General features: G+C 73.3%; 5 protein-coding genes. 3 read left to right on the forward strand and 2 right to left on the reverse strand.

All coding sequences use genetic code 11. From position 1 onward, the window contains the following. The first annotated feature begins 120 nt into the window (after positions 1 to 120). From ACIBZJ_RS08310 to ACIBZJ_RS08320, 3 genes are all read left to right on the forward strand, one after another. The gene (locus ACIBZJ_RS08310) at positions 121 to 3294 is read left to right on the forward strand and encodes an ATP-binding protein (protein WP_395926960.1); all 3174 of its coding nucleotides are present in this window, start codon (positions 121 to 123) and stop codon (positions 3292 to 3294) included. A gap of 101 nt (positions 3295 to 3395) precedes the next feature. After that, positions 3396 to 6506, forward strand: a complete 3111-nt coding sequence (locus ACIBZJ_RS08315; RefSeq protein ID WP_395926962.1) for an ATP-binding protein — start codon at positions 3396 to 3398, stop codon at positions 6504 to 6506. Continuing rightward, complete coding sequence (locus tag ACIBZJ_RS08320; RefSeq protein ID WP_395926965.1) at positions 6503 to 9631, forward strand: ATP-binding protein; 3129 nt, start codon at positions 6503 to 6505, stop codon at positions 9629 to 9631. The genes ACIBZJ_RS08315 and ACIBZJ_RS08320 overlap by 4 nt, the downstream gene beginning before the upstream one ends. Positions 9632 to 9688: 57 nt before the next feature. On the opposite strand, the gene ACIBZJ_RS08325 is transcribed toward ACIBZJ_RS08320, so the two are convergent. Continuing rightward, the gene (locus ACIBZJ_RS08325) at positions 9689 to 10360 is read right to left on the reverse strand and encodes an alpha/beta fold hydrolase (RefSeq protein ID WP_395926967.1); all 672 of its coding nucleotides are present in this window, start codon (positions 10358 to 10360) and stop codon (positions 9689 to 9691) included. 9 nt (positions 10361 to 10369) lie between these two features. Then, positions 10370 to 12898 carry a 2Fe-2S iron-sulfur cluster-binding protein gene (locus ACIBZJ_RS08330; RefSeq protein ID WP_395926969.1) on the reverse strand — a complete coding sequence of 843 codons (2529 nt, stop codon included), beginning with the start codon at positions 12896 to 12898 and terminating at the stop codon, positions 10370 to 10372. Between the last annotated feature and the right edge of the window lie 15 nt (positions 12899 to 12913).

Here is a 12913-nt window from a genome sequence, read left to right on the forward strand (position 1 = left end):
CCCCGTGAATGGCGGAGCCGCCCCTCGAGCGGTTGCGCTCCGTCCTACCGGACGGATAGGAAAGCACCCGGGAGTTCCTGGCGACGGCGGAGCAGCGCGGGGGAGGAAGTCGGCACGAGAATGTCCACCTCGGGCGAGCAGGTGCGACTACAGATCCTGGGGCCGTTACGGGTCTGGCGGGGCGGCGTCGAGGTGGGCGTCGGGCCCCGGCAGCAGGCCCTGCTCCTGGCGGTGCTGCTCGCTCGTGCGGGGACGCCGATCAGCACGAGCGAGCTGATCGATCTGATCTGGCCGGACGAGGTGCCGACCTCCGCGAGCAACACGCTCCAGAAGTACGCCGGTGCGCTGCGGCGGCTGCTCGAGCCGACACTGCCTGTCCGCAGCGCCGGATCGTTCCTGCGACGGACGGGCAACGGATATCTCTTCGCTGCGGTCCCCGGCTCGCTGGACGTCGTGACGTTCCGGAACCTGGTGGCTTCGGCCGAGGCCAGTAGGGCGGCAGAGCGGCCGGGTGCGGCGCTGGACGCGTACGTGGACGCCCTGACGTTGTGGCACGGCGCCGTCGGCGAAGGACTGGCACACGGATCGGCGGCGGCGATCTTCGGGGCGCTGGAAAGCGAGTTCGTCGACGCCTGCGTGGCTGCGGGCCGGCTGGCGGTGGCGCGGGCGCAGCCGGGGCGTGTGGTGGCGGCGCTGCGCTTGGCCGCCCGGCTGTCGCCGCTCCACGAAACGGTGCAGGCGAGCCTGATCTCCGCACTCGCGACCGCTCGCCGGCACGCCGAGGCGGCGGCATCGTTCCGCGCCGTGCGCGCCCGGCTGGCGGAAGAGCTGGGCGTCGATCCCGGCCCGGCGTTGATGGCCTCGTACCGGCTGATCGGTCGTCCGTCGCAGGCCGTACCGGGCCCGGCGTCGACGGCGGCCGGGACGCTCCGGCGGACCGGCCTGATCGGCCGGGGAGGCGAGTCCGGAGTGATCCGGCGGGCGGTGGACGCGGCGTTCGCCGGAGACTCCGGGCTCGTCGTCGTGACCGGCGAACCGGGAGCGGGCAAGACCCATCTGCTCCACGAGGCCGGTGCCGAGGCCGGCGGACGCGGTGCGCTCGTGGTCGGGGGCCGCTGCCTGGACGGGGGCGGCGCTCCGTCGATGTGGCCGTGGGTGCAGATCGTCGGCGCGCTCGTCGACGTGCTGCCTGCCGGTACCCACCACGGTGATCTCGGACGTCTGACCGGGTCGCCCGGGGACGTCGACGCGCTGTCGGTGCTGCCCGACAGCGGCGCGACGTTCCGCCTGTTCGAGCGGGTCGTGGCGCTCATCGGTCAGGTGGCGGTGGACCGGCCGGTCGTGCTCGTCGTCGACGATCTGCACTGGGCCGACGCGACCTCGCTGGAGATGTTCCGTCATCTGGCCGCGCGGATGCCGGCCGGGACGACGGTGATCGGCGCACTCCGCGACCGGCCAACCGAACCGGGTTCAGCACTGGCGCGGATGCTCGCGGCGGCCAGCCGGTCGTCCCGCCATCGGCGGATCCGGCTCGGGCCGTTCGATCCGGCCGAGGTGGCCGAACTGGTCCGCAGGGAGATCGGCCGGGATCCGGGACCGGACGTGGCGCAACGCCTGCACGCGCGCACCGGCGGTAACCCCTTCTTCGTGCGGGAGCTGTCCCGGTTACTCGCCCGGAGCGGTGAGGTGACCGAGGCCGCCGCGGCGGGTGCCGGCGTGCCGGCCACCGTCCGGGACGTGGTCCACGACCGCGTGATCCGGTTGAGCGACGACGCCAGGGGACTGCTCGAGACCGTTGCGCTGATCGGACGCGAGGCCGACCTCGCCCTGCTCGCACGTAGCACCGGCCTCGACGCGGAGACCTGCGCCGCACGTCTGGAGCCACTGATCGGAGCGGGCCTGCTCGAGCCGGCGGCCGACGACCCCCACGCGTTCGTGTTCGCGCACGACTTGGTCCGGGAGTCGGTGGCCGACTCTACGCCGCTGTGGCGGGCGACCACGTTGCACTTGCGGATCGCCGACGCGCTGGAGCGCACGACCGCGGACGACGACGCGGTGGCGGAGCGGTTGGCACATCATCTGCGGGCGGCCGGTCCGCTCGCGGATCCGGCCAGGACCGCGGCGGCGCTGATCCGCGCCGGCCGCTGCGCGGCGGGCAAGTCGGCGCTCGATGCCGCCGGTCTCCAGTTGCAGCGGGCCGTGGAGCTGGCCGGGGCAGCGGCCCTGCCGGTGCTGGAGCTCTCGGCCCTGTCACTGCTCACCGCGGTGGACGGCATGCGAGTGGGGTACGTCGGCTCCGCGCTCGGCCGGCTGGAGCGTGCCGAACACCTCGCCAGGCAACTCGGCCGCGAACAGGAGGCGGCCGAGTTCCTGTTCTCGCGGTGGGCCGCCTGTGCCCAGGGCATCCAGCTCGACCGTTCCGCACCGCTGGCGGGCCGGCTGCTCCGGGAGGGCGAGGCCGGCACCGATCCCCTCGTGCGCGCGTACGGCAACTACGCCTGGGGGATCCACCAGTGGAGCATCGGAAACGTCGGCGAGGCGTACAGATATCTCACCGACACCGATACGGCCGCTCTCGAAACGGCGCGCGGCCGCGAAGATACGCTCCGGCGCGACCTCCGGATGATCGCCGTCGCGATGCGCGCGATGACCACGGCGCTGCACGGCGAGGTGGACGCCGCCTGGGCGCAGCTCGACACGATGGAGACCGACGCCGGCGAGGATCCCTACGCGGTCACGGTGTGGGCGGCGTACGCGGCGCGCGTCGCCGCCCTGGTCGGTGACCCGGCCCGGGCGCGGCGCGCGGCGGACCGGGGGATCGCCGTGGACACCGAGTTCTCGTTCGGCTTTCTCGGGACGTATCAGCGGCTGGCCCGGTGCTGGGCGAAGGCGGTGACCGGCGACGACGCCGTCGGAGCGGTCGCGGAGGCGCGCGAGCTGATCGCCGCGGGCCTGGTGGATCCGCCCCGATCGGACCTCGCTACCTGGCTGGGGCTGATGGGCGAGATGTGTCTGGCGGCAGGGCTGCCGGAGCAGGCCGCGGCGGCCCTCGACCGCGCGGACACGGTGCTCGCGCGTCACGGCCAGCGGTACGCCGAAGGCTTGCTGCTCCAGGTGCGTGCCCGCCTGCTGCAGTCGTCCGGGCGGTCCGTACCGGCCGTGCGGGCGGCTGCCCAGCGCGCGCGGTCGGTGTCGGCCCGACAGGGGGCGCACCTCTTCGCCCGCCGGTCAGCGGCGTTGCTGGCCGAGCTCGGTCCGGTGGACGAGCCGCAATCCGAGCGCCTTCCGCACTAGGAGCGGCTCCTGGCAGCGGAATGTCCCACACTGTCGACAAGCGACCCTCCGATGCGCTTGACTCCGTCACGAAATCGCCGTTCGTAGGGGTGATGTACGGCGTGAACGACTCGACCAGCGCCTTACGTGTGCAGGTACTCGGACCGCTACGGCTCTGGCGGGACGGCCGCGAGCTCAAGGGCGGGCCGCGGCTGCAGGCGCGGATCCTCGGCCTGTTGTCGCTGTCCGCGGATGCCCCGGTCAGCCTGCCGACGCTGATCGAACTGGTGTGGGGCGACGAGGCGCCGACGACCGCGGTCAACGTCGTCCAGAAGCACGTCGGTGCACTTCGGCGTCTGTTCGAACCGTCTCTTCCGGCGCGCGGGGCGGGGTCCTATCTGCACCGGCACGCGGACGGTTACCGGTTCGCGGCCACGCCCGACACCCTGGACCTGCTCGCCTTCCGGAAGCACCTCGACGAGGCCAGGGCCGCCGTCGCCCAGGGCGACCACGACGCCGCGCTCGACTCGTACTCGAACGCGCTGGGCCTCTGGCGCGGCCCGGTCGGCGACGGGCTGGACTACGGACCGGCCGCGACACCGCTCCTCGCGGCGCGCAACGGCGAGTTTTTCGACGCCTGCGTCACCGCGGCTCAGCTCGCCGCGCCCCGGGGCCGATCCGGGCGGCTGCTCCCCGCATTGCGGCTGGCGGCGTCGCTGGCACCGCGCGACGAGTCCGTGCAGGCGGCCTTCACGACTGCGCTGGCGTCCGTCGGCCGATCGGACGAGGCCGCGCCTCGGCGGGCGCCGGTCCCGGTCGGAGCCACGACGGCGACGCGGGCGGACGTGGGCGCCGACGCCCTCGTGGGCCGGACGGACGACCTGCGGATCGCGCGGCGGAGCGTGGAGGCCGCGCTCGCCGGAGGCACCGGACTGGTTCTCGTCGACGGCGAGCCCGGCGTGGGCAAGACGCGGCTGCTGGAGGAGGTGGCCGGCGAGGCCACCGCGCGCGGGGCGCTGGTCGTCTGGGGGCGATGCCTGGACGGTGACGGGACCCCGGTGATGTGGCCATGGACCCAATCCGTCACGGCTCTCCTCGAGAGCCTGCCCGCCGCCTCGCGATCAACGTGGTCGCAGAGCGAACTGGGCAGCCTGGTGCAGCCACGCGAAGGCCGGTCCGCTCCGGACGCCGGTGCGCAGTTCCGACTCTTCGAGCAGGTCGTCGCCATCATCGGCCAGGTCGCGGGCCGCCGGCCGGTCGTGCTGGTCTTCGACGACCTCCAGTGGGCCGACGCCGCGTCACTGCACCTTCTCGGGCATCTGACCGCTCGGATGCCGGACGGCGCCGCGCTGATCGGCGCGTTCCGCGACCGCGCGCCGGTGCCCGGTTCCGACCTGACCCGGTTCCTCGCGGCGGCGAACAGCGTCCCCCACCACCGGCACATCGATCTCGGCCCGCTCTCGCCGGACGAGGTGACCGAGCTCGTCCGCCGGGAGACCGGGACGCGACCGGATGCCGGGGTCACCCGGACTATCTACGACCGGACGGCGGGCAACCCGTTCTTCGTCCGTGAGCTGGCCCGGTTGCTGGCCGACGGCGCCGGCGCCGGCGCCGGCCCCACCGCTGCTGCCTCCACCGCCGCTGCCCCCACCGCCGCGGCCCGCGCCCGGGTGCCCTCCACGGTGCACGACGTCGTCCGCGACCGGATGCGCGACCTCGACGAGGGCACCACCGAACTGCTGCGGATCGCGGCGATCATCGGCCGGGACGCCGAGCTGCGGGTGCTCACCCGCGCCGCGGACGTCGATGCCGAGGCCGGGCTCGAGCGGCTGGCGCCGGCGGAGGCGCTCGGCCTGCTCGCTCCGGCACGCGGGGACGTACTCGTGGTCCGGTTCGCCCACGACCTCGTCCGCGAGGCGGTGGTCGACGCGATGCCACCGCAACGGGTGCTCCGCTACCACCTGCGGGTCGCCGAGGCGCTGGAGCCTGACGTCACCCACGGCGCCTCGGACGTCGAGAGACTCGCTCATCACTTCTGGGCGGCCGGCCCGCTCGCCGATCCGGCCCGCACCGCGAGCGCCCTTCTCGGGGCGGCGGACCGCGCGGCCGGGAAGTTCGCCTTCGAAGCCGCCGAGCAGCACCTGCGCTCGGCCGTGCAGCTGGCTCGCGGCGCGGATCTGCCGGAGCTCGAGCTCTCCGCGTTGTCGCAGCTGGCGATGGTCGTCGAGACACGATCGGGCTTCGTCGCACCGACGCTCGAGCTGATGACGCGCGCCGAGCAGGTCGCACGTCGCCTGGGCCGTGAACGCGAGGCCACCAAGTTCCTCTACTTCCGGTTCCTCGCCCACGCCCAGGACATCCGGATCGAGCGCAACGAGCCATTGGCCCGTCGGCTGCGCGAGCGGGGCGAGACGTCCCGGGATCCGATCGTGCGGGTCTTCGGCCTGCACGCCTGGGGCATCCACCAGTGGCAGCGCGGATTCGTCGGTGAGGGGAACCGCTACTTCCGGCGCTGTGATCGCGCTTTGGCCGACGGTGCACCACCGGACGACGACGACGGGTTCTGGCCGTACCTGGCGGTGCGTATCCCGCTGTGGCTCGCCTTGAGCACCACGGCGAACGGCGACGTCGACGGTGGCCAGAAGTTGCTCCGTGAAGTCGAGGCCGAGGCCGAGGGCGACCCGAACGCCCTCACGGTCTGGTCCGGATTCTCGGCGATCGCCGCGGCCTGGGCCGGAGACGCCGATCGGGCGCTGCGTGCCGCCCGTCGCGGGATCGCCGTCGATCCGGAGCACTCCCGTGTCCATCTCGGGGCACACGAGCGGCTGGCCGAATGCTGGGCGCTCGCGGTCTCCGGTGACGCTTCCGCCGCGGCGGAAGCCGCGAAGGAGGGCGAGCGGATCGTCCTGGCGAACCTGGCCGACCCCGCCCACTCCTGTGTGGCCGGCTGGTACGGCCTTCTCGGCGAGGCCTGGCTGGCGGCCGAGCGGCCGGACCGCGCGGCCGCGGCCCTCGATCGCGCCGACCAGCTCCAGGACGCCCACGGCGAGCGCTGCGCCGAAGGACTGATCCTCCTGGTGCGGGCGAGGCTGGTGCAGGCGAGGGGAGAGCCGCTCGGTGTCGTCCGGGCAGCGGCCGAGCGAGCCAGGGAAGTCTCCGTGCGGGGTGAGGCCCACCTGTTCGCTCGACGGGCCGACGAGATGCTGGCCGGGCTGGGAGCAGTGGGCCAGTGACCGTACGGCTGCAGATCCTGGGTCCGCTGCGCGTCTGGCGCGACGGAGCGGAGCAGGCCACCGGCCCGCAGCAGCAGGCGTTACTGCTGGGCGTGCTGCTGGCCCGGGTGGGTCAGCCGGTCAGCACCAGCGAGCTGATCGACCTGATCTGGAACGGCAACGCACCCGCCAGCGCGCTCAACGTCGTCCAGAAGTACGTGGGTGCGCTCCGGCGGCTGCTGGAGCCGACGCTCTCCGCACGCGAGTCCGGTGCTTTTCTCCACCGGCGGGAGCAGCGGTACTGGTTGCGGGCCGACCGGTCCACCCTGGACCTCGTCGCGTTCCGCGAGCAGGTCAGGACGGCCAAGGCCGGTGTGGGGGGCGACGAGGCCGCGCTCGACGCGTACGCCGAGGCCCTGAGCCGATGGCAGGGACCGGCCGGTGAGGGTTTGCGCACCGGTTCCGCGGCCGCAGCCGTCTTCGGTGCGCTCGACCGGGAGTTCTTCGACGCCTGCACGGCCGCGGCCGTGATCGCCGTCACGTCGGACGGGCCGGAGCGGGTGCTGCGGCCTCTGCAATTGGCCGTGTTGATGGATCCGTTGAACGAGCCGGTGCAGGCCGGGCTGGTCGAGGTGCTGGCCGCAGCGGGGCGGCCCGCCGAGGCACTGGCGGCGTTCCAGCGCGCCCGCACGCGATTGGGGGAGGATCTCGGGGTCACGCCGGGCCCGGCCCTCCTGGCCGCCCATCGGCGCGCGCTCGCTCACTCGAGCGGCCCCGTGACCGTCGGCGCGCCGGCGCGCGGGGCCGACGCCTCCGGGCGCGGTGAAGCCGACGGCGTGGTCGGCCGGGCCGACGAGCTCACGCTGCTGCGGCGCGCTGCGGAGTCCGCGCTGACCGGCGACACCGGACTCGTGCTGGTGGAAGGTGAGCCGGGGGTCGGGAAGACCCGGCTGCTGAGGGAGACCGCCGCCCAGGCCGCGCGGCGGGGGGCGCTCGTCGCCTGGGGGCAGTGCTCCGAAGGGGGAGCGGCACCGTCGATGTGGCCGTGGATACAGATCGTCGGGGCCGTGCTCGACGACCTGCCGGCGTCCGTGCGAGCGGAGTGGACGGACGGCGACCTGTCCCGGCTGGTCCATCCGCTCGACGCTCCCACGCAGCCCGACGCCGCGGCCCAGTTCCGTCTCTTCGAGGAGGTCGTGGCCGTCCTCGGTGATGCCGCGACGCGTCGGCCGCTGCTCATCGTCATCGACGACCTGCAGTGGGCCGACCCGGCGTCGCTACGGCTGCTCGGTCACCTGGTCGACCGGCCGACGGCCGGGCTCGCGCTCATCGGTGCTCTCCGCGATCGAGCACCGGCGCCCGCACCCGACCTGACCCGGATGCTCGCCTCGGTCAGCCGGGCCCACGGGCACTGGCGGCTCCCACTCGGACCGCTCGGCCCCGACGACGTCGCCGAACTCGTCCGCCGCACCACCGGTCGGGACCCGGCTCCGGCGGAGGTCCGTACGATTCACGCCCGCACCGGTGGCAACGCGTTCTTCGTCCGGGAACTCTCCCGGGTGCTCGCGGACACCGGCGCGTCCCCCACCCGGGCCGAAGTACCGGCCACCGTGCTGGACATGGTTCGCCACCGCCTGACCGGATTGGACGACGAGCACCGCGAGCTCCTGCGGATCGCGGCGCTCGTCGGTCGGGACATCGGCGTGGATCTGTTCAGCCGGATCGCCGGGCTCGACGTGCCGGCCTGCCTCGAGCGCCTCGAGGATCTCCGGGCGCTCGGGTTGCTCGCGCCCACACCCGGCTCTCCGTTCTCGTACGGTTTCGCGCACGACCTGGCTCGTGAGTCCGTCGCGTCCGCGGTGCCCCGGCCGCAGGCGTTGCGCCTGCACCTGCGCATCGCCGACGCGTGGGAAGACACGGCGTCCGGCGGCGAGACCGCGGCCGAGAGCATTGCCCACCATCTCTGGGCCGCGGGTCCGCTCGCGGATCCGGCACGCACGGCCGACGCGCTGATCCGGGCCGGTCGTCGTGCGGTGACCAAGGCCGCCCTCGAGGCCGCGGAGCCGCTGTTCCGGTCAGCCGTCCAGGTGGCGCGCGCCGCCGACCGACCGGAGCTCGAGCTGGCTGCCCTCTCGCGGCTCATCGCCGTGGTGGCGGTGCGGTCGGGTTACCTGCGATCGGCGGTCGACCTGCTGGAACGCGCCGAGCACCTGGCCCGCGAGCTCGGGCTGGAGCGGACGACGGCCGAGATCGTCTTCGCGCAGAGCAACGCCTACTGTCAGTGCGTCGAGCTCACCCGCAGCGGGCAGCTCGCGCGCCGGCTCCTGGCTGAGGGCACGACCTCCACCGACCCGGTCGTCCGCACCTATGCCCTGCAGTCCTGGGGAATCCACAACTGGGCCCTCGGTGACATCAACGAGGCGTACTCGTACCTGAGCCGCACCGGCGAAGCCATCCCGGACGACCTCGCGTCGCGCGAGACCGAGTTGCTCCGGCACGACCTCCAGATGTACTCGGCGGGCCTGCTCGCGGAGACCTCGGCGCTCCACGGCCGAGTCGACGAAGCCCGGGCGATTCTGGGCCGGATGGAGGCCGCCGCCGGGCAGCCCTACCTCGTCACGATCTGGTCGACGTTCGCCGCCAGAACGGCCACGCTCATCGGTGACCCGGACTGGGCGCTGCGTGCGGCGGAGCGCGGGATCGCCGCCGATCCCGAGCGCGCCTCCGTCTTCTACGACATCAATCAGCGGCTCGCCCGGTGCTGGGCCCGGGCCGTCACCGGTCACGATCCGGCCCGTGCCGCGGCGGAGGCCGAGCGGATCATCACCGAATCACTGCTCGACCCGCCCCGCTCGGGTCTCGTCGCCTGGTTGAGCGCGCTCAGCGAGATGTGGCTGGCAGCCGGCCGGACGGACGAAGCGGCCGGCGCGCTCGACCGCGCCGGCCAACTCCTCGACACCCACGGCCAGCGGTACGCCGAGGGTCACGTGCTGGTGCAGCGGGTCCGGGTGATGCAGGCCCGCGGCGAGCCGGCCGCGCTCGTGCGGGCGGCCGCCGAGCGCGCCCGCGCGCTCTCCGCCGCTCGTGGCGCCCATCTCTTCTCCGGCCGGGCCGAGCAGATCCTGGGCGGGCAACGAGCGTCCTGACCGGCCGCCGGCGCGGCTCCGGCCGAGCCGTTCCGCGTCGTCGCGCCGGTGACGACGCTAGACCGCTGCCCGGATCACGGCGGCGACGCTCTCCGGCCGGGAGACGTAGACCGCGTGGCTCGCGTCCACTTCGGTCACCGTCGCGCCCATTCGCTCGGCCATCGATCGCTGGCCGACCGGCGGGATCATCCGGTCCCCGGTGGTCAGGACGTAGGAGCTGGGCTTGCTCCGCCAGGCCGCTTCGGTGATCACGCCGCCGATCGCGCCCAGCCCCCACGGAGTCTGGGACGCGGCCAGGAACCGGGCGTCGTCGGCGGGCAGGTCCGCGGCGAACGCCTCGTGGAACTTCTCCCGGTCGAGGAACAGGAAGCCGTCGGCGGGCGGCAGGATCGGCGGCACCGGAACGCCCGGCGACGGCTCGGGAATGAGGGTGTTCACCGACTCGCCCTTGTCGGGCGCGAACGCGGCCACGTAGACCAGCGCGGCGACGCGCTCGTGCGTTCCCGCCTCGGTGATCACCGCTCCCCCGTAGGAGTGCCCGACGAGGATCGTCGGCCCGTCCTGCCGGTCCAGTATCCGGCGGGTGGCGGCGGCGTCCTCGGCCAGCGTCACGGTCGGGTTCTGGACGACGCTGACCGCTAAGCCGTCGGCGGTGAGCAGGTCGTGGACGGCACGCCAGCCGGATCCGTCCGCCCAGGCGCCGTGGACGAGGACGACGTTGGTAGCCAAGGTCTTCTCCTATCGATCGATGCGTACGTCTTCGGTGGGCAGGGTCTGGCAGGCCAGGCGCCAGCCGGCGTCCAGCTCCGCGCTGGAGAACAGGCCACGCGTATCGGTCTCGTAGTGGCCGGCGAGCACCCGTACGCGGCAGGTCCCGCAGGCGCCTTCCCCGCAGGACTGCGGGAACGGAATCCGGGCGGCGTTCGCGGCGTCCAGGATCGTCTGCCCCGGCAGGCAGGGGAACTCGTCGCTGCGGCCGGCGATCGTGAACCGCTCGACGCCCGCTGCCCGCGCCGCGAGTTCGACGGCGTTCGCGCGTTCCCGTCGCGTCTGCCTGCTGCGGCCGGACACGAAGGCCTCGGTGCGGATCGCCTCGCGCGGCACGCCGAGCGTCGTCAGCAGATCGAGGACGTCCTGCATCATCGCGGGCGGCCCGCAGAGGTGAACGCGGCCCGGGGCGACGGCCACGTGGGGCGCGAGGGCCTCGCGATCGATCCGGCGGCCACCGTCCCGGGTGACGAAGATCCGCACCTCCAGCCCCGGCAGCCGGGCCCGCAGGGCCTCGAGCTCGTCGGAGAACGCGACCTCCTCCTGGCTGTGGAAGCTCGCCAGCAGCACGATCGGACCGGCCTGACCGGCGTCGGCGGCCGCGGTCAGGACGCTGATCAACGGGGTGATCCCGATGCCACCGGCGAGGAGCAGCAGGCCGCCGGGCCCGGGGGAGTACGTGAACTCACCGTGCGGGCCGCTCGTCCGCAGCGCCAGCCCGATCTCCAGTTCCTCGTGCAGGAACGTCGAGCCCAGCCCCAGGGGGTCCTGCTTCACCGCGATCTCGACGTAGTCACGTTCCTCCGGTCCACTGCAGATCGAGTAGGACCGCTCGATCTCCTCGACCGCGACCGGTAAGTCGACCGTGACGTACTGCCCGGCGGTGAACGTGAACGGCAGCGCGCCGCCCTCCAGGGACTCGAGGCGGACGCGCCGGACGGTGGGTGTCAGCGCTTCGACCCGGCTGACGCGGAGGTAGCCGCGCCAGGGAGTGGCCGCCCGTTGCGGGGCGCGGATCGTCTGCCACATCGCCTGGACCTGCCGCGGTTTCAGCACCGCGTTGGCCGCCATGAGGCCACCGGCCACCGCGGCCAGCACACCCGCGTTCCAGGCGTCCTGCCCGGCGACCACCACGCCCTTCACCGGCGTACGGCAGCCGGCGACCATCGAGCGGAGCCGCTCCGGCGTCGCCGACAGACCGTAGAACGCACCACGGACGCTGCGCTGATACGTCTCGAACGAGAGCGGGGTGGCCAGCTCGGTGAACTCGATGTTGTCCGCGAAACCCGGCCAGCGCTCCTCGAGGCGCTCGATCAGCCGTCGCGTCGTCGCGTCCTTGAAGGCGCGGTACTCGTCCGGACGTTCGGCGCCGCGCCAGGCGTCGACGTGGGACGGATCGATGAGCTGCAGGACCTCGACGGTGTGGAAGCGCGCGGCGGGGTTGTTGAGCGAGCCGAACGAGGCGTAGAGCGAGCCCTCACCGGGAAGCCGGGACAGCGCCGCGGCCGGGGTGAGGTCCGGAATGATCCAGTGGTTCTCGCCGCGCAGGCCGAACTCGGCCGGTGACTTCTTCAGCCCGGCGAAGAGCATCAGCGTCGACGCTTCCGCGGGCAGCGTGGGAACGTCCCGGTCGAGCAGCGCATAGGTGTTGCGAATGCCCGCCCCGGAGACGACGACCGGTGCCCGCACCTGGTAGCGCTCACCCGTGACGCCGTCCTCGGCCTCGACGCCCGCGGCCCGGCCACGCTCCACCAGGATCCGGTGCACGCTCTGCCGGGAGCGCAGCACCACCCCGTGGCGCTCCAGGCCCTCCAGGACCAGCGTGCCGATCTCCTTCGGACCGCCCACCGGGTGCGTGCCACCGCTGAGGTAGTAGGTCATCGGTACCGAGGCGTGGTAGCCGAACGCACCCGCTCCGGGCGGGGTGCCGTAGAGCTCCCAGCGCGCCGCCAGCACCGCACGCAGCCGCGGGTCGCGGAAGTGGCGCGCGAGCTGGTCGTCCAGCGTCCGGTACGTCGACGGGAAGAGCCGCTCGACGATCGGAAAGCCGAGCCGTCGCACGAGCGAGGGGAACGAGGACACCACGTTCCGCGCGACGAGCCCGGTCCGGGCCCGGCCGATCGTGCCGAAGAAACGGTCGACGGCGTCGGCCTCGTCGGGGAAACGCTCCGCGAGCCGGGCCCGGAAACGCTCCTCGGACGCCGGGATCGCGAAGTCGAAGTCGGGGAAGTGCAGGACGTCGAACTCGTCCGGCAGCGGCGCGAACTGTGCTCTGGCGTCGGTCAGGAAATCGAGGAACGGTGCGGGTGCTGCCCCCAGGTAATGCATGCCCGTGGGGAACTCGTAGCGCCCGCCGCGGGAGAACTCGTGAGTCATGCCGCCGAGCGTGTAGTGCTGTTCGAGAACGAGGACCCGGGCCCGTCCGAACTGCGCGAGCGCTCGGGCTGCGGCCAGGCCGCCCATGCCCGATCCGATCACGACGGCGTCGAAATCTTCCATGCTCATCCTCGTCCG

It is taken from the genome of Cryptosporangium sp. NPDC051539 (genome assembly GCF_044454545.1).
In the GTDB taxonomy this organism is placed as follows: Bacteria; Actinomycetota; Actinomycetes; order Mycobacteriales; family Cryptosporangiaceae; genus Cryptosporangium.